At 70.4% G+C, this 17,275-nt stretch carries 17 protein-coding genes; all 17 read left to right on the top strand.

The annotated features are described in order from the left end of the window. Nucleotides 1-137 precede the first annotated feature (137 nt). The 17 genes from AC6F7H_RS02240 (at nt 138) to AC6F7H_RS02160 (ending at nt 17,269) form a co-directional block, all read left to right on the top strand. Nucleotides 138-512 (top strand): dehydrogenase, encoded by a 375-nt coding sequence (locus tag AC6F7H_RS02240; protein WP_500754851.1) that lies wholly within the window; start codon nt 138-140, stop codon nt 510-512. Further along, nucleotides 509-1,057: a nuclear transport factor 2 family protein gene (locus tag AC6F7H_RS02235; RefSeq protein ID WP_500754850.1), complete on the top strand. Its 549-nt coding sequence runs from the start codon at nt 509-511 to the stop codon at nt 1,055-1,057. Before AC6F7H_RS02240 ends, AC6F7H_RS02235 begins: the two co-directional genes overlap by 4 nt. Before the next feature lie 58 nt (nt 1,058-1,115). Then, entirely contained in the window at nt 1,116-1,589 is a 474-nt protein-coding gene (locus AC6F7H_RS02230; RefSeq protein WP_500754848.1) for an ester cyclase, read from the top strand. 101 nt (nt 1,590-1,690) lie between these two features. Then, entirely contained in the window at nt 1,691-2,092 is a 402-nt protein-coding gene (locus AC6F7H_RS02225; RefSeq protein WP_500754847.1) for a nitroreductase family deazaflavin-dependent oxidoreductase, read from the top strand. A 66-nt stretch (nt 2,093-2,158) separates the two neighbouring features. Further along, entirely contained in the window at nt 2,159-2,743 is a 585-nt protein-coding gene (locus AC6F7H_RS02220; RefSeq protein WP_500761626.1) for an NADPH-dependent FMN reductase, read from the top strand. 34 nt (nt 2,744-2,777) lie between these two features. Beyond that, on the top strand, nt 2,778-4,127 hold the full coding sequence (locus AC6F7H_RS02215) for a cation:proton antiporter (protein WP_500754845.1): 1,350 nt from the start codon (nt 2,778-2,780) through the stop codon (nt 4,125-4,127). A gap of 95 nt (nt 4,128-4,222) precedes the next feature. Further along, a complete protein-coding gene (locus AC6F7H_RS02210; RefSeq protein ID WP_500754844.1) occupies nt 4,223-4,882 on the top strand; it encodes a hemerythrin domain-containing protein in 660 nt (219 codons plus the stop codon). An 85-nt stretch (nt 4,883-4,967) separates the two neighbouring features. Next, the gene (locus AC6F7H_RS02205; protein ID WP_500754843.1) at nt 4,968-6,443 is read left to right on the top strand and encodes an MFS transporter; all 1,476 of its coding nucleotides are present in this window, start codon (nt 4,968-4,970) and stop codon (nt 6,441-6,443) included. A gap of 212 nt (nt 6,444-6,655) precedes the next feature. Further along, nucleotides 6,656-7,600 carry a MarR family winged helix-turn-helix transcriptional regulator gene (locus AC6F7H_RS02200; protein ID WP_500754842.1) on the top strand — a complete coding sequence of 315 codons (945 nt, stop codon included), beginning with the start codon at nt 6,656-6,658 and terminating at the stop codon, nt 7,598-7,600. Nucleotides 7,601-7,800: 200 nt separating this feature from the next. Beyond that, on the top strand, nt 7,801-9,513 hold the full coding sequence (locus tag AC6F7H_RS02195; RefSeq protein WP_500754840.1) for an NAD(P)/FAD-dependent oxidoreductase: 1,713 nt from the start codon (nt 7,801-7,803) through the stop codon (nt 9,511-9,513). A gap of 49 nt (nt 9,514-9,562) precedes the next feature. Next, nucleotides 9,563-10,144: a flavin reductase family protein gene (locus tag AC6F7H_RS02190; protein ID WP_452986373.1), complete on the top strand. Its 582-nt coding sequence runs from the start codon at nt 9,563-9,565 to the stop codon at nt 10,142-10,144. Between the two features lies 1 nt (nt 10,145). Then, nucleotides 10,146-11,900 (top strand): acetyl/propionyl/methylcrotonyl-CoA carboxylase subunit alpha, encoded by a 1,755-nt coding sequence (locus tag AC6F7H_RS02185; protein ID WP_500754838.1) that lies wholly within the window; start codon nt 10,146-10,148, stop codon nt 11,898-11,900. Between the two features lie 7 nt (nt 11,901-11,907). Then, on the top strand, nt 11,908-12,870 hold the full coding sequence (locus AC6F7H_RS02180; RefSeq protein WP_500754836.1) for a hypothetical protein: 963 nt from the start codon (nt 11,908-11,910) through the stop codon (nt 12,868-12,870). Nucleotides 12,871-12,941: 71 nt separating this feature from the next. Then, on the top strand, nt 12,942-14,408 hold the full coding sequence (locus AC6F7H_RS02175; RefSeq protein ID WP_500754835.1) for an FAD-dependent monooxygenase: 1,467 nt from the start codon (nt 12,942-12,944) through the stop codon (nt 14,406-14,408). 46 nt (nt 14,409-14,454) lie between these two features. After that, a complete protein-coding gene (locus tag AC6F7H_RS02170; protein WP_500754833.1) occupies nt 14,455-14,784 on the top strand; it encodes a TcmI family type II polyketide cyclase in 330 nt (109 codons plus the stop codon). Then, entirely contained in the window at nt 14,781-16,052 is a 1,272-nt protein-coding gene (locus tag AC6F7H_RS02165; protein WP_500754832.1) for a beta-ketoacyl-[acyl-carrier-protein] synthase family protein, read from the top strand. The genes AC6F7H_RS02170 and AC6F7H_RS02165 overlap by 4 nt, the downstream gene beginning before the upstream one ends. Next, nucleotides 16,049-17,269: a ketosynthase chain-length factor gene (locus tag AC6F7H_RS02160; protein ID WP_500754830.1), complete on the top strand. Its 1,221-nt coding sequence runs from the start codon at nt 16,049-16,051 to the stop codon at nt 17,267-17,269. Before AC6F7H_RS02165 ends, AC6F7H_RS02160 begins: the two co-directional genes overlap by 4 nt. Nucleotides 17,270-17,275 lie beyond the last annotated feature (6 nt).

Raw genomic sequence — 17,275 nt, 5'->3', positions numbered from 1 at the left:
TGATCTGATTCCGTGATCGCCCCGCGATCGGCCGGATCAGATGTGACGGCGGCCCCAGCTCTCTCCAGAATCCGTGTCCGGCCCCGTGCCGGGCACGGATTCTTTTTTGTCCGCAGCCGACAGAGGAAGTGTGGTCGATGTCTGTTTCTCCCAGTTCACCCGCCGGACAGTGGGCGGGTACGGTCACGCACGACGGTGAGGTGGACGACTACACCGTCACCTTCCAGGAGGACGGTTCGCTCGTCGTCGTCACGCAGAAGAGCACGGGCGCCGGCTCCTGGACGCCGACCGGCGACGAGACGTTCACGTTCTTCCTGCGGGAGGACTTCAACACCGATGTCACCCAGATCAGCCCCACCGGGTTCCGAGCCGCCTACATCAAGATAGACATCGAGGCCCGGCTGGAGGGCGACGACAAGTTCACCGGCAAGGGCAAGGCGGTCGTGCACGGCCCCGACGACACGGTGATCTACGCGACGGACGCCGAGACCGACGCGCACCGGGTGCCGTGACCGGGGCTCCGGAGCCCGGCCTCGGTGAACTCGCAGCCGAGGTCGCGCGGTTGACCGATATCGCGGCCCTGAACAACCTGATCGACCGCTATCTGGCGGGCCTGGACGAAGGGCTCGCCGAAGGCGGCTCCGGTTTCGACGAGGTCTGGGCGGCGTCCCTGTTCACCGAGGACGTGGAGCTCCTCTTCCCGGTGGGCAGCCACCGGGGCCTGGCCGGGGCCGACGGTTTCCTGCGGGAGATCATGGAGCGCTGGAGCCGTACGCATCACCACGGCTCCCTCGCCTTGATCGAGCCGGACGGCGACCGTGCCGCGGTCAGCTGGAGTCTGATCGCCTCGCACGTGCACTTCGGCTCGCCCGTACCGCCGCAGCCCTCCGCGTACTTCCAGATCGGCGGACGGTTCACCGGCGTCGCGCGGCGGACGGCGGACGGCTGGCGTTTCGCGCGGCTGCGGCTCCGAATCGTGTGGAGCGCCGGGGCGCCGCCCGGCGGGGTGACCGAGGTCGACGCGCGTTCCCTGGAAGCCCTCGACACCCGCCACTGAGGCCTCGTTGCGTCATCAACCACCTTACCTGTCAATCGAGTTCAGAGGAGAATCTGCCATGCCCACCACACTCACGCCCGAGCAGCAGCGCGAGGTCATCGAGAAGGTCTTCCACGAGGGCCTGGACCTCGGTGACCTCACGGCCGCCGACCGCTATCTCACCGAGGACTTCCGCAACCACGGCAGCCACGACGACTCCATGCGGGGTCCGGAGGCCTTCAAGCACACGATCCGCATCCAGCAGTCCGCGTTCAGCGAGATCAAGTACGAGATCCTCGACTTCATCTCTCAGGGCGACCGGGCCGCGATCCGCTGGGTGATGCACGGCAAGCACACGGGCCCCTTCATCGGCATCCAGCCGACCGGCCTGCAGGTCCAGCACCAGGCCATCATCTGGTTCCGCTTCGAGGGCGACAGGATCGCCGAGCGCTGGGGGATCGTGGACAACTTCACGCTGGAGCGCTTCCTGAAGTCCGGCGGCAAGCCGGTCGGCCCGCTGACGCCCAAGGCCGGTCCGCCGCAGCGGACCTGACGCGGCGGCGGTGAGGGGTGGGCGGTTCCGCTCGGAGCCGCCCACCCCTCTTTCCGGCCGCGAGACGGCATCCCGTAACGGCGGAGAAAGAGGAGGCAGTTGTGCCGATCAACCGACGCGTGGCCCGCTTCAACAAGGCGGTCGCCAACCACTTCGTGGGTCCCGTCCTGAGCCGGATGCCCGGCTTCGGCAAGGTCCACCACCGCGGCCGCAAGTCCGGCCGCGCCTTCACCACCCCGGTCAAGCTGTTCCGCCGGGGCGACGACATCGTCATCACCCTGCCGTACGGTCCGGGGTCCGACTGGGTCAAGAACGTCCTGGCTGCGGGAGGCTGCGAGATCACCACGCGGGGTCGGCGGATCAAGGTGACCGACCCGGTGGTCTTCACAGACGACGGTTCGACGAAGATGCCCGCGCTGACCCGCCGGATTCTCTCCCGGGTCGACGCGACCCAGTTCCTCTCCCTCACGCCTGTCGCAGCGCGGTCCGCTGCGGCGGGCTGAGGGGCACCCGTGGATTCCCCGGCGGCCGGGCAGGGCACGGATGTGCCGGCCGCCCCGCGGGCCGCAATTCCGCTGCTGCCCGCCGCGCCGGTCAAGGTGGCGGTCGTCGTCGCCTCGGCGCGCGGCGGCAGGCTGGCGCCGGACGTCTCCGGCTGGTTCACCGCGGTGGCCGCACTCCGGGAGGACCTGGTCCTGGACACCGTCGACGTGGCGGACCACGAGCTGCCCGGCAGCCTCGACGCGCAGGACCCGGTGGCGGTGGCGCTGCGGCCCCGGCTGGCCGCCGCCGAAGCGTTCGTCCTGATCGTCCCGGAGTACAACCGCAGTGTTCCCGGCCCGCTCAAGACCCTCATCGACAGCTTCCAGGCCGAGTGGGAGGCCAAGCCCGTCGGCTTCGTCGGCTACGGGCTGTCGCTGGTGGGCGGGGTGCGCGCGGTGGAGCATCTGCGGCAGATCTTCGCCGAGTTCCACGCGGTCGGGATGAAGGACGCGGTGCTCTTCCCGCGCATCCTCGAACACTACGACGCCCAGGGCCGGTTCCCGGCCGAGCCCGAGGGCGCCGAGGCCGCGGCCAAGCTCATGCTCGACCAGTTGCTCTGGTGGGCGCTGGCCCTGCGCGACGCCAAGTCCGTACGTCCGTACGGCGCCTGAGAACCTCCCACTTCCCTCTGGAGAACCGATGGCCATGGCTGCTGCGACCGACCCCCTGCCCGATCTCCTGATCGCCATCCCAACGGTGATCCTGCTCTGCAAGGTGGGCGCGCGCCTCGTGCGCGGCGTCGGCCAGCCGCCGGTGGTCGGCGAGATAGCCGTCGGCCTGCTGCTCGGCCCCTCGTTCCTGGGGTGGCTGTGGCCCGGCGCGCAGGCGTGGCTCTTCCCGCCGTCCTCCCTGCCCTACCTGGGGCTGCTCGGCAACCTGGGGCTGCTCATCTTCATGTTCCTCGTCGGACACGAGCTCCAGATCAGCTCGCTCCGCGCGCAGACCAAGACGGCGGCGCTGGTCTCCATGGTGAGCGTCGCTCTGCCGCTGGGCCTCGGCGCGCTCCTGGCCCTCGGGATGTACGACTCCTTCGCGCCCGAGGGCGCGGAGCGGCTGCCGTTCGTCCTGTTCATCGCGGTGGCCATGAGCATCACCGCCTTCCCGGTGATGGCCCGGATTCTGGCGGACCGGGGCATGTACCGGACGCGGGTGGGCGTGCTGGCGCTGGCCTGCGCGGCCTTCGACGACGTGACCGCCTGGTGCCTGCTCGCGGCGGTGGTCGCCGTGTCGGCGGCCGGCTCGCCGATGGAGGCGGTCACCACCGCTCTGTTCGCCGTCGTCTTCGCCTTCTTCATGGTCGCGGTGGTGCGTCCGGTGCTGGCCCGACTGGCCACCCGTGCCGAGCGGACCTTCACCGACAGCTCGGTCCTGGTCCTGCTCTTCAGCGGTCTGTGCCTGAGTGCCCTGGCCACGGACCTGATCGGCGTGCACGCCCTGTTCGGGGCCTTCGTCTTCGGTGCGGTGACGCCGCGCGGCAGCCGGGTCATCGAGTACCAGACGGCCCGGCTGCGGGCCTTCGCCACGCCCGTACTGCTTCCGCTGTTCTTCGTCACCACCGGTCTGCGGGCGGATGTCGGCCTGCTGGCCGCGGACCCGGTGCAGTGGCTCTGGGCCGGTGCGGTCCTGGCGGTGGCCGTGGCGGCGAAGTGGGGCGGTGGGACCGGGGCGGCCCGGCTCTCCGGCCAGTCCTGGCGGGACGCGATGTCGATCGGCGCGCTGATGAACTGCCGCGGGCTGACCGAGCTGATCGTGCTGAACATCGGGCTCGGCCTCGGCGTGATCGGCCAGGACCTGTTCACGATCCTCATCCTGATGGCGCTGATCACCACCGCGGCGACCTCGCCGGCGCTCAACCGGATTCGCAAGGGGATGCCGGAGGAGGAGCTGGAGGTGGAGGAGAGGACCGCCGACGAGCCGGTGGACGGGGCCCGGCAGCCGGACGGCATGCAGGGCACCGTGGGTGCCCGCGCCGGGGGAGGACGTCCGGCTCCGTAAAGTGCTCGGGTCCCTGATGATTCCCAACTTGATAGTTAGGTAAGTTGACGATACTGTCGTTCCGAGCCGGACACGTGCAGGAGAGAGAAGAGAGCATGGGCGACTTCAAGAACCTCGACATGACGATGATGTTCGCCATCCACGACGCGCTCCGCCGTGAACTGGAGCGCATCGCACGGATCACCTCCCGGGTGGACGAGGACCCGCGGCACGTGCTGAGCACCGCGGTCGGCTGGGAGCTGTTCAAGAAGTTCCTCACCGCCCACCACACCTCCGAGGACCGCACCGTGTGGCCGGTGATGTACAAGGCGCTGGCCGACCGTGACGCCGGCTCCGAGATGGCGCTGCTCGACGCGATGGAGGCCGAACACGCGGTCATCGAACCGCTGCTGGCCGACATCGACGCGGCGCTGGCCGACCGAGACTCGGGCGCCGAACGTCTCGGCGGCCTCGTCGACACGCTCTGCACCGACCTCCGCGCCCACCTCGACCACGAGGAGCGGGAGGCGCTCGCACTCATGGACCTGACCATGAGCCCGGAGCAGTGGGCGGTGTTCAGCGCCGAGCAGAAGGACCGCATCGGAAGCGACGCCAACCGCTACCTCCCGTGGCTCCTGGACGACATCGACGCCGCCCGGGTCGCCACGATCCTCGGCAAGCTGCCGTCACCCCTGCGCGCCGCCTACGAGACCGAGTGGCGTGCCGCCTACGAGGAACTGAACATCTGGGCCGTCACGGACGTCGCAGGACGCTGAACCCCGTCCCCGCCCCGGATCCCTCCCGCACCCGGGGGGCGGGAGCGGCCGGATCCACCTCCCCGAACCACCTCTGGAGACGTTCATGTCTACGCAGGACAGAACCGAAGCCGCTCCACCGGGCCCCGTCGCACCCTCGGGCGCCGCCGCGCCGGCCCCGCCCGGGGAAAAGCTCGGCCTCGCACTCGCGGTCATCGCGGCCGCCCAGCTCATGCTGGTCCTCGACAACACGATCGTGGCCGTCGCCCTGCCGAGCATGCAGAGCGCGCTCGGCCTCTCCGACGCCAACCTCGGCTGGGTCATCAGCGCCTACGCCCTGGCCTTCGGTGGCCTGCTGCTGGCCGGCGGCCGGGCCGGCGACCTCTTCGGACGCCGCCGGGTGTTCCGTACCGGACTCGTGATCTTCACCCTCGCCTCGCTGCTCGGCGGCCTCGCGGGCAGCGGCGAGGTGCTGATCGTCGCCCGGGTCCTCCAGGGCGTCGGCGCGGCGATCGCGGCACCCACCGCACTCTCCCTGCTGGCCTCCACCTTTCCGGCGGGCCCGGCGCGCAACAAGGCGCTCGGCGTCTACGGGGCGATGGGCGGGCTCGGGTCCGTGGTCGGCCTGCTGCTCGGCGGTGCGCTGACCGAATACCTCAGCTGGCGCTGGGTCATGTACATCAACATCCCGATCGCCGTCGCGGTGCTCATCGGCACCGGTGTCCTGAAGGAGGGCGAGCGGGACCGCGGCAAGGTCGACGTGCCCGGCGCGCTGGCGGCCACCTTCGGGTTCGGCTCCCTCGTCTACGGCATCAACCGGGCCGGCGAGAAGGGCCTCGGCGACGGCACCACCCTGATCGCCCTGGCCGTCGCGGTCGTGCTGATCGCCGCGTTCATCCTCATCCAGCGCTCCAGCCGGGCGCCGATGGTGCCGGGCGCCGTCCTCGCGGACAAGAGCCGCGCCGGAGCCAACGCGGTCATGTTCCTGGTCGGTGCAGGCATGTTCGCCACCTTCTACTTCCTGACCCTCTACATGCAGATCGTCAAGGGCTACGAGCCGATGATCACCGGCCTCGCCTACCTCCCGTTCGCCATCGGGATCGGCTTCGCGGCCGGTGGCGTCGGACCGCAGCTGCTGGCCAAGGTGCCCGAGCGCTCGGTCATCTCCACCGGACTGGTCATCGGCATCGCCGGCATGGTCTGGCTCAGCTTCCTGGAGCCCGGCCAGAACGCCTTCGCCGTCCTCCTGCCCGCCCAGCTGGTCTGCGGGTTCGGCCTCGGCCTGGTCTTCGTCACCGTCACCATCATCAGCGTCCGCGGAGTCTCCCCGGAGGACACCGGGATCGCGGCCGGCCTCATCAACACCAGCCAGCAGATCGGTGGAGCGGTCGGCCTCGCCATCCTCGCCGCCACCGCCTCCGTCATCACCGAGAACAGGCTGCCCGGCGACCGGTCCGAAGCGCTCACCACCGGCTACTCCTACGGGCTCCTCATCGGCGGCGGCATCTATCTGCTCGCACTGATCGTGACCCTGAGCACCATCAAGGCCACGGCACCGCAAGCACAGCCGCAGCCCCACTGACGGACCGGCGGCGGCCCGCTGGGGCGGGCCGCCGCCGGTTCTCCTCCGCCCCGCCCGGGCCTCCCCCCTCCGGGCGGGGTCAGGCGCGTCCTGCGGTGCGCGTTCCCGCGCCACGGCGTACGGCAGGCCCCGGCGGGCTGTGGTCCGGTGATCCGGGCCCGGTCCACCGGGGCCCGTCCGCCGTATACTCGGTTACCGGTTCCGAAGGGGAGATGACGATCGTGCGAGGCGAGCCCGGTGCAACGCGAGGGGTCATTTCGGAGACGGAGGCCACGGCCGAAGTCGCCGGTGTCCTGCCCGAGGCGCTCACCGGCTTCATCGGCTACCTCCTGCGCCGGGTCTTCGCGCAGTTCACCACCTTCGCCGACGGCCCGGACGACGACTCCCGGGACTTCCTCGTCCTGGACGCGCTGACCGGCGGCGACTGGGTCTCCCAGCTCGACCTGGCCGAGCGGCTCGGCATCAACCGCACCATCATGGTCGGTGTCATCGACCGCCTGGAGGGCCGGCGACAGGTGCTCCGCACCCGTAACCCGGACAACCGCCGCCAGTACATCCTCTCTCTCACCGACGAGGGCCGCTCCGCCGTCGAGGTGGGCCGCCGCGCGGTCGCCGAGCGGGACGCGCGGCTCACCGCCGCTCTCAGCCCCGAACAGGTCATCCGCCTCAACACCCTGCTCGCGCGGCTCCTCCCGCAGGGCACCCAGGACCTCGTGCAGGGCACCGAACACCTCGTCGAACAGGCCCACCACCGCCTGCGCCGGCTCGGCGACGAGAAGCTGGCCGGGACAGGACTGCGGGTCCGCCACTACGGGCCGCTCTCCATCCTCGCCGCCTCCGGCCCCTGTCCGCAGCAGCGGCTCGCCCAGGAGCTGGCCATCACCGGGTCCGCGACCTCCCAGCTGGTGGACGAACTCGTCGACGGCGGGATGGTCCACCGCGGCCGCGACCCGCACGACCGGCGCCGCCACGCCCTGGAGCTCACCGAGCTCGGGCACACCCAGCTCAAGGCGGTCGCCGAGGCCGTCGACCTGCTCGCCGCGGACGTGGCGGCGCTGCTCGGACCCGGTGGCGAGGACGAGCTGCGGGCCCTGCTCGTGCAGCTCCTCGAACCGGCCCACCCCGGTGTCGTCGAAGCGGCCGGAAGGCGTGGCTGACCTCGAAGACCCGTCTTCAACCTGTCTTTTTCCAGCGGGGGGTTGACCGCCCGCGCCTTTCCTGTCACGCTTTCTTCAGCGGTTCAGTCGTGCCGTTTTACGGGCTCCTTCCAAAGGCCATTCGAGGTCACCAGAAGGGCCCGTTTTTTGTGCCCTTTTTTCGCACCGGAACGCACCTCACCTGACGAAGGAGACGGCCCGTGGTCGCGCAGACGAACGAAAGGCCCAAAGGGGCGGACGGCATACCTCAGGAAGCGACGTACGACGTCATCATCCTGGGGTCCGGTATCGCCGGATCGGTGACCGGAGCAATTCTCGCGAAGCACGGAGCGAGAGTTCTTCTCGTCGATGCCACCACGCATCCGCGTTTCGCGATCGGTGAGTCGATGACCCCGCAGCTCGTCGAATGGATTCACATTCTCGCCGAGCGCCACGACCTCCCGGAACTCAAGAGCCTGGCCAGCGTGCGGCAGAGCACCCGGGACATCGCACCGACCTTCGGGACCAAGGCCCACTTCGGCTTCATGAAGCACGAGGTCGGCAAGGAGCCCGACCCGCGCGAGGCGACCCAGCTGGCACTGCCCAAGATTTTCCACCAGAACAGCCACATGTTCCGGCAGGACAGCGACTCCTTCATGTTCCACGTCGCCGTGAAGTACGGCTGTGTGGGCAAGCAGAGCTGGCGTGCCAGCGACGTCGACTTCGACGAGGACGGCGTCACGGTCACCGGACGCAGTGGAGCCCCGGGCGCGGAGCCCGAGTCGTTCCGCGCGAAGTACGTGGTGGACGCCTCCGGGTTCCGCTCGCCGCTCGCGCAGAAGTTCGACCTGCGCGACCAGCCGGCCCGGTTCAAGCACCACTCCCGCTCCATGTTCACGCACTACGTGGGCGTGAAGCGGTTCGACGACGTCAGTGGCCACCCCAAGGAGCTGCGGCCGCCGGCCGACTGGCACACCGGGACGATGCACCACCTCATCGAGCGCGGCTGGTTCTGGATCATCCCGTTCGACAACCACAAGGACTCGCGCAACCCGCTGTGCAGCGTCGGCCTGACCATGGACGAGCGCACCTACCCCAAGCCCAAGGACCTTTCCCCTGAGCAGGAGTTCGAGCTCTTCCTCGACAAGTACCCGGCGGTCAAGCGGCAGTTCGTCGGTGCCAGCAAGGTCAGGGAGTGGGTCTCGACGGACCGGCTCCAGTACTCCTCCAAGCAGACCATCGGCGACCGCTGGTGCCTGCTGTCGCACGCCGCCGGCTTCCTGGACCCACTGTTCTCCCGGGGCCTGTCCAACACGCTCGAAGTGGTCGATGCGTTGACCTCCCGGCTGCTGGAGGCGTTCAAGGACGGCGACTTCTCCGCCGAGCGCTTCGAGTACGTCGAGCGCCTGGAACAGGGCCTGCTCCAGTACAACGACGAGATCGTCAACAGCTCGTTCATCGCCTTCTCGCACTTCCGCCTCTGGAACGCGGTCTTCCGCGTGTGGGGCTCGTTCATCACTCCAGGCACGATGCGGCTGACCCGGGCCCGGCTGAAGCACTTCCGGGACAAGGACCAGCGCCACTTCCGGGAGCTGGAGCAGAACGACTACCCCGGACTGTGGTGGCCGCAGAGCGACAAGTTCAAGATCCTGCTCGAAACCACCTCGGAGACCTGCGAGAAGTACGAGGCCGGGGCTCTGTCCGGTGACGAGGCGGCCGACATCATCTTCAAGCTTCTCGACGATTCGCCGATCGTCAATCCGGTCTTCGGCTGGAAGGACGAGAACAAGCGGTTCATCTATCCGTCCACCACCACCATGGCCCGATTCCTCTACTGGGCATCGGTCCAGGCGCCGCCGGAGATGAACAGCGTCGGCCGGGAATTCCTGCTCGGCATCGTCAAGGCCGGGTCCAAGGTACGCAAGCTCCTCTAGGTACGCGCGCACGCTCCGAGACCGGCAGCCTTCAGGAAAGGGATCGCACATGTCCGCAGCGCGCTCACTGACCCACAGTCAAGTGAAACAGCCGATAGCGCCGAAGGAATTCCGCCGTGTCTGCGGCCTTTTCGCGACCGGGGTGACGGTCATCACCGCCGGAACCGAAGGTCAGGCCGAAGGCACGACGGTGAATTCCTTCACGTCGGTCTCGCTCGACCCGTCGCTGGTTCTTTTCTGCCTGCACAAGGAATCGCGGATGCACGCGGTGATCGGCCGACACGGGACCTTCGCCGTCAACTTCCTCGCAGGCAGCCAGCAGGAGCTGGCCCGCGCCTTCGCGGCCCGCCGCCCGGAGGGGTTCCACGGCGTCCCGCACCACTTCGCCCCGGACGGACCGCCAGTCCTCACTGAGGCCCTGGCGTATCTGACCTGCTCCACGGTGGCCGTGCATCCCGGCGGCGACCACGACATCGTCGTCGGCGAGGTGCTGGAGCTGGCCGCGCCGGGAAGCACCCGGGAACCGCTGATCTTCTTCGACGGGACGCTCGGGCCGCTGGAGTCCACGGACGGGCGCTTCGGCCAGGCCGGGCCGAAGCACCCGGCGGCGAGTCCGGCCAGGGCCGGCTGACATGCGCAAGGTGCTCATCGCCAACCGTGGCGAAATCGCTGTCCGCGTCGCCCGGGCGTGCCGGGACGCGGGGATCGCGAGCGTGGCGGTCTACGCCGATCCAGACCGGGACGCGTTGCATGTCCGGGCCGCCGACGAGGCGTTCGCGCTGGGTGGTGACACCCCGGCCGCCAGTTATCTGGACATGGCCAAGGTGCTCCAGGCCGCAGCGGACTGCGGAGCCGACGCGATCCATCCCGGTTACGGGTTCCTGTCGGAGAACGCCGAGTTCGCGCAGGCCGTCCTGGACGCCGGGCTGACGTGGATCGGCCCGCCGCCGCACGCGATCCGGGACCTCGGTGACAAGGTCGCGGCCCGGCACATCGCGCAGCGCGCGGGTGCGCCGCTGGTGGCCGGTACGCCGGACCCGGTGTCCGGGTCCGCGGAGGTCGTGGCGTTCGCCGAGAAGAACGGCCTGCCGATCGCGATCAAGGCGGCATTCGGTGGTGGCGGGCGCGGGCTGAAGGTCGCCCGCACGCTGGAGGAGATCCCGGAGCTGTACGACTCCGCCGTCCGCGAAGCCGTCGCCGCGTTCGGGCGCGGGGAGTGCTTCGTGGAGCGCTACCTCGACAAGCCGCGTCACGTGGAGACCCAGTGCCTGGCCGACACCCACGGCAACGTGGTGGTCGTCTCCACCCGTGACTGCTCGCTGCAGCGCCGCCACCAGAAGCTGGTGGAGGAGGCGCCGGCCCCCTTCCTGACCCCCGCGCAGAACGAGGAGCTGTACGCGGCATCCAAGGCGATCCTCAGGGAAGCCGGCTATGTCGGCGCAGGCACCGTGGAGTTCCTCGTCGGCCTGGACGGCACGATCTCGTTCCTGGAGGTCAACACCCGCCTCCAGGTGGAACACCCGGTCACCGAGGAGGTCACCGGTATCGACCTCGTACGCGAGATGTTCCGCATCGCCGACGGTGAGGAACTCGGTTACGGCGACCCGGCCGTGCGCGGGCACTCCTTCGAGTTCCGCATCAACGGCGAGGACCCCGGCCGCGGCTTCCTCCCCGCACCCGGCACCGTCACCACGTTCACACCGCCGACCGGGCCCGGTGTCCGCCTCGACGCCGGCGTCGAATCCGGCAGCGTGATCGGCCCGGCCTGGGACTCCCTCCTGGCCAAGCTCATCATCACCGGCGCCACCCGCGAACAGGCCCTCCAGCGAGCCGCCCGCGCACTCGCCGAATTCACCGTCGAAGGCATGGCCACCGCGATCCCCTTCCACCGCGCCGTCGTCACCGACCCCGCCTTCACCACCGACCCCTTCACCGTCCACACCCGCTGGATCGAGACCGGTTTCGCCAACACCATCGAGCCGTTCGTCCCGTCCGCCGAAGGACCCGGCATCGACGCGGAGTCCATTCGGGAACGGGTCGTCGTCGAAGTCGGCAGGCAGCGCCTCGAAGTGGTCCTCCCGTCCTTCCTCGCGCCGGCCCGGACGGCTCCCGCACCGGCCGGCCCCGCCAGGTCCCGCCCGCGCGGCGGAGGAACACGCACGACAGCGGTCTCCGGCGACACGCTCGCCTCCCCGATGCAGGGCACCGTCGTCAAGGCGGCCGTCGAGGAGGGCCAGCGGGTCGAGGAAGGCGACCTGATCGTCGTCCTGGAGGCCATGAAGATGGAACAGCCCCTCAACGCCCACCGCTCCGGCACCGTCAAGGGGCTGCTCGCCACCGGGTCCACCGTGAGCACGGGCGCCACCATCTGCGACATCAAGGACTGATGGCCCCGTGGCTCCACTGACCTACACCGATGCCGTGAGCGGAGCGCTGGAGCGGCTGCGCGGAGTCGGCTTCGAACACGGCCCCCGGTTCGTCAACCACGCGCCGATGGCGGCCGAGGCGTTGGCGTACATGGGATACGCGGACGACGTACCGCGCTGGGTCGACCACAACCTCCGTACGCACACGTACCACGACGTCCCCGAGGCCCGGTGGACGATCGACGCGGCGGATGCTGACGACTGGCGGTCCGCGCTCGGCGAGTTCAGCCGGGTGGCCGACTGGACCGCGCTCTTCGAGCGTGAGCTGGGCCTCGCGCCCTGGCCGGAGGTGCTGGCCCGGTGGTGGCCGCGGCTGCTGCCCGGCATGTCAGGCGTCCTCACCCACGGGGTCATCCGGACGGCCCACGCGGTCCGGGCCATCTCCCGGGCGGTCCGGGGCGAGGACGACCGGCTGCTCCGCAACGAGCTTGCCCAGGGCCTGGGTTACTGGGCCGCGCGGTACGCGAGCCACGCGCACGGCATCCGGCCGGGCGACGCGGACCCGCGTACGGGCGACGGAGAAGGGGCGGCCGCCGCGCTCGACGGGCTGGTGGCCGAGTACTCAGGCGTCTACGCCTCCGTGCCGCAGCGCCACCCGGTCCCACTGATCCACTCCATCACCGGCCCGGCGGCGGTCCGCCTGGTCGTCGAGCACCTGCCGGCCGACCAGCGCCACGCCTCGTACATGGTCGCGCGGGACGTCAGCGCCTCGATGCTCGGCTGGTTCTCCGTACCCGCTCCACAGACCTCCGCCGACCACGAAGAGGTCCCGGACCTCGCGGAGGTCTTCGCCACCGCCGCCGCCATCGGTGACGAGCACGCCATCAAGCTGGCCGAGGTGGCCGTACGCCATCAGGAGCTCGCCCCCGATCCCCGTCACGCGGCGGCCGCCCATGCGGCGAACCGGGGGCTGGCCCGCTTCCGCAGGTGAACCGGACACCCCTGCATGCGCACCTCAGGACCCGTCCCCCGCCCATCGGCGGGATTTCACGAGGAGGACCGATGGACGCACAAGTGATCGTCGCGGGCGCGGGACCGGCCGGCATGATGCTGGCCGGTGAACTGCGCCTCGCGGGCGCCGATGTCATCGTGCTGGAGAAGCTGGCGGCGCGCACCGGTGAGTCCCGCGGTCTGGGCTTCACCGCCCGGACCATGGAGATCTTCGACCAGCGCGGCCTGCTCTCCCGCTTCGGCGAGATCGAGCTGAGCAACGTGGGCCACTTCGGCGGTCTGCCCGTCGACTTCGGGGTCCTGAAGGGCGCGCACCAGGCGGCCAAGACGATCCCGCAGTCCGCCACCGAGACGGTGCTGGAGGAGTGGGCCACGCAGCTCGGCGCCGACATCCGGCGCAGCCACGAACTCCTCTCCGTCACCGACAAGGAGGACTGTGTCGAGGTCGAGGTGCGCGGTCCGTCGGGTGTCCACACCCTGCGCGCCGACTACCTGGTCGGCTGCGACGGCGGCCGGTCCACCGTGCGCAAGGCGGCCGGGTTCGACTTCCCCGGCACCGCCGCGACCATGGAGATGTTCCTCGCCGACGTCAAGGGCATCACCCTCGAACCGCGCATGATCGGCGAGACCCTGTCCGACGGCATGGTGATGGTCGGCCCGCTGCCCGGCGGCACGACGCGCCTGATCGTCTGCGAGCGCGGCACTCCGCCGCAGCGCCGTGAGACGCCGCCGAGCTGGCAGGAGGTCGCGGACGCCTGGCAGCGGCTCACCGGCGACGACATCTCGCACGCCGAGCCGGTCTGGGTCTCCTCGTTCGGCGACGCCACCCGGCACGCCACCGAGTACCGGCGCGGCCGGATCTTCCTCTCCGGCGACTCCGCGCACATCCACCTGCCGGCCGGCGGCCAGGGCATGAACACCAGCATCCAGGACTCGGTGAACCTCGGCTGGAAGCTGGCCGCGGTGGTCCGGGGCCGGGCCCCGGAGTCGCTGCTGGACACCTACCACGCCGAGCGCCACCCGGTCGGTAAGCGGCTGCTCATGAACACCCAGGCCCAGGGGCTGCTGTTCCTCAGCGGTGCGGAGGTGCAGCCGCTGCGCGACGTCCTGCACGAGCTGATCCGCTATCCCGAGGTCAGCAAGCACTTCGCGGCCATGGTCGGCGGCCTGGACATCCACTACGAACTCGACGGCGGCTCACACCCGTTGCTCGGCCTGCGGCTGCCGCACGTGCCGCTCGAAGGGGCCGGTCAGCCGGCGTCGAGCACCGAGGCGCTGCGCGCGGGCCGCGGCGTGCTGCTGGACCTTCAGGACAACGCCGAGCTGCGCCGCCGCGCCGCTCCCTGGACCGACCGCGTCGACCTCTTCACCGCCACCGTCCCCGGCCCCACCGCCGGCTGCCTGGGCAACACCAGCGCTCTGCTGCTGCGCCCCGACGGCCATGTGGCGTGGGCCGCGCCGGGCAGCTTCGCCGATCTGCCGATGGCACTGGACCGCTGGTTCGGCCCGGCGCGCTGAACCGTCCACGGCCCTTCCCGGCCGCCCGACACCTTACGGAGACCCCATGCACAGCACGTTGATCGTGGCCCGGATGAACCCCGGCTCCAGCGAGGAGGTCGCCCGGCTCTTCCGTGACTTCGACAAAACCGAGATGCCGCATCTGATGGGCACCCGCCGCCGCCAGCTCTTCTCCTACCGGAACCTCTACTTCCACCTCCAGGACTTCGACACCGACAACGGCGGCGAGCTGATCGAGGCGGCCAAGACCGATCCGCGCTTCCAGCGGATCAGTGACGACCTCAAGCCGTTCATCGAGGCGTACGACCCGGCGACCTGGCGGTCCCCGGCCGACGCCCTCGCCACCCGCTTCTACGACTGGGAGGCACGGGGATGAGCGCCAGACGCGTCGTCATCACCGGGGTCGGCGTCACCGCCCCAGACGGCATCGGAGCCAAGAGCTTCTGGAGCCTGCTGAGCGAGGGCCGCACCGCGACCCGCGGCATCACCTTCTTCGACCCCTCCGCGTTCCGCTCCCGGGTCGCGGCCGAGATCGACTTCGATCCGGAGGCGCACGGGCTGAGCCCGCAGGAGATCCGCCGGATGGACCGGGCCGCGCAGCTGGCAGTCGTCACGACGCGGGAGGCGGTCGCCGACAGCGGCCTGGACCTGACCGCGCTGGACCCGTACCGCACGGGCGTCACCATCGGCAGCGCGGTCGGCGCGACGATGGGCCTGGACGAGGAGTACCGAGTGGTCAGCGACGGCGGCCGGCTCTCACACGTGGACCACACTTACGCGGTCCCGCACCTCTACAACTACCTGGTGCCCAGCTCGTTCGCCGCCGAGGTCGCCTGGGCGGTCGGGGCGGAGGGCGCCGCCACCGTCGTATCGACCGGCTGCACCTCGGGCATCGACGCGGTGGGCCACGCGGTGGAGCTGATCCGCGAGGGCTCCGCCGATGTGATGGTGGCCGGAGCGACGGACGCGCCGATCTCGCCGATCACGCTGGCCTGCTTCGACGCCATCAAGGCCACTACGCCCCGCAACGACGACGCCGAGCACGCCTCCCGGCCCTTCGACGGCACCCGGAACGGGTTCGTGCTGGGCGAGGGGTCGGCGGTCTTCGTCCTGGAGGAGCTGGAGAGCGCACGCAGGCGCGGGGCGCACATCTACGCGGAGATCGCCGGGTACGCCTCGCGCTGCAACGCCTTCCACATGACGGGGCTGCGCGCGGACGGGGCCGAGATGGCCGAGGCGATCACCATCGCGCTGCACGAGGCCCGGCTGAACGCCGAGTCCATCGACTACGTCAACGCGCACGGCTCCGGCACCAAGCAGAACGACCGCCATGAGACCGCCGCGCTGAAGAAGAGCCTCGGCGACCACGCGTACCGCACACCGGTCTCGTCCATCAAGTCGATGGTCGGGCACTCGCTGGGCGCGATCGGCTCGATCGAGATCGCCGCGTCGGTCCTCGCCATGGAGCACAACGTGGTGCCTCCGACGGCCAACCTGCACACGCCGGACCCCGAATGCGACCTGGACTATGTGCCCCTGACGGCGCGTGAGCACCGTACGGACACGGTCCTGACCGTCGGCAGCGGCTTCGGCGGCTTCCAGAGCGCCATGGTGCTCGCCCGGCCGGAGAGGAGAGTGGCATGAGCGCGACCACTCCGCGCGCGGTGGTGACGGGGATAGGCGTCACCGCTCCCAACGGGCTCGGGAACGACGCCTACTGGGCCGCGACCCGGGCCGGCAAGAGCGGCATCGGCCGGATCACCCGCTTCGACCCCTCGCAGTATCCGGCGCGGCTGGCCGGTGAGGTGCCCGGGTTCACCGCGTCCGAGCATCTGCCGAGCCGGCTGATGGCCCAGACCGACCACATGACCCGCCTCGCTCTCGTCGCCACCGACTGGGCGCTCGCGGACGCCGGGGTTGTGCCGGCCGAACTGCCCGCGTACTCCATGGGCGTGGTCACCGCCAGCTCCTCCGGCGGCTTCGAGTTCGGCCAGGGCGAGCTGCAGAAGCTGTGGAGCGAAGGCAGCCAATACGTCTCCGCGTACCAGTCCTTCGCCTGGTTCTACGCGGTCAACAGCGGCCAGATCTCGATCCGCAACGGCATGAAGGGCCCCAGCGGCGTCGTCGTGTCGGACCAGGCCGGCGGCCTCGACGCACTGGCCCAGGCCCGCCGACAGATCCGCAAGGGCACCAGGCTGGTCGTCTCCGGTTCGGTGGACGCCTCGATCTGCCCGTGGGGCTGGGTCGCGCAGCTCGCCGGCGGCCGGCTGGCCACCGGCGACGACCCGGGCACCGCGTACGTCCCGTTCGACACGGCCGCTGCCGGGCATGTGCCCGGAGAAGGCGGCGCCATCCTCGTCATGGAGGACGAGGCGGCTGCCGCGGAGCGCGGTGCCGCGGTCTACGGACACATCGCCGGATACGGCTCCACCTTCGACCCCGCACCGGGCGGCGGCCGCCCGCCGGGTCTCCGCAAGGCCATCGAACTCGCGCTGGCCGACGCCGAGCTGGAGCCAGGCGACATCGACGTGGTGTTCGCCGACGCGGCGGCGGTCCCGGAGCTGGACCGGGCCGAGGCACAGGCGCTGAACGCCGTCTTCGGGCCGCGCGGAGTGCCGGTCACCGCGCCAAAGACGATGACCGGGCGCCTCTACTCGGGTGCCGCGCCCCTCGACGTCGCGACCGCCTTCCTCGCCATGCGGGAGGGCCTCGTCCCGGCCACCGTCAACGTCGAACCGGACCCCGGCCACGATCTGGACCTGGTCACCGGGCAGCCCCGGGTGCTCCCGGTCCGCAACGCCCTGGTGCTCGCCCGGGGCCACGGCGGCTTCAACTCGGCGGTCGTCGCCAGCGCGTTGTAGTTCACC

The organism is Streptomyces sp. MMS24-W38, from assembly GCF_059889265.1.
The sequence above is the reverse complement of the archived record's forward strand: the minus strand, read 5'-3'. Positions and strand labels throughout refer to the sequence as shown.

Coding starts and splice junctions, on each gene's coding strand:
- AC6F7H_RS02240 (WP_500754851.1), top strand. CDS start 138: ATGTCTGTTTCTCCCAGTTCACCCGCCGGACAGTGGGCGGGTACGGTC.
- AC6F7H_RS02230 (WP_500754848.1), top strand. CDS start 1,116: ATGCCCACCACACTCACGCCCGAGCAGCAGCGCGAGGTCATCGAGAAG.
- AC6F7H_RS02215 (WP_500754845.1), top strand. CDS start 2,778: ATGGCTGCTGCGACCGACCCCCTGCCCGATCTCCTGATCGCCATCCCA.
- AC6F7H_RS02210 (WP_500754844.1), top strand. CDS start 4,223: ATGGGCGACTTCAAGAACCTCGACATGACGATGATGTTCGCCATCCAC.
- AC6F7H_RS02205 (WP_500754843.1), top strand. CDS start 4,968: ATGTCTACGCAGGACAGAACCGAAGCCGCTCCACCGGGCCCCGTCGCA.
- AC6F7H_RS02200 (WP_500754842.1), top strand. CDS start 6,656: ATGACGATCGTGCGAGGCGAGCCCGGTGCAACGCGAGGGGTCATTTCG.
- AC6F7H_RS02190 (WP_452986373.1), top strand. CDS start 9,563: ATGTCCGCAGCGCGCTCACTGACCCACAGTCAAGTGAAACAGCCGATA.
- AC6F7H_RS02185 (WP_500754838.1), top strand. CDS start 10,146: ATGCGCAAGGTGCTCATCGCCAACCGTGGCGAAATCGCTGTCCGCGTC.
- AC6F7H_RS02175 (WP_500754835.1), top strand. CDS start 12,942: ATGGACGCACAAGTGATCGTCGCGGGCGCGGGACCGGCCGGCATGATG.
- AC6F7H_RS02170 (WP_500754833.1), top strand. CDS start 14,455: ATGCACAGCACGTTGATCGTGGCCCGGATGAACCCCGGCTCCAGCGAG.
- AC6F7H_RS02165 (WP_500754832.1), top strand. CDS start 14,781: ATGAGCGCCAGACGCGTCGTCATCACCGGGGTCGGCGTCACCGCCCCA.
- AC6F7H_RS02160 (WP_500754830.1), top strand. CDS start 16,049: ATGAGCGCGACCACTCCGCGCGCGGTGGTGACGGGGATAGGCGTCACC.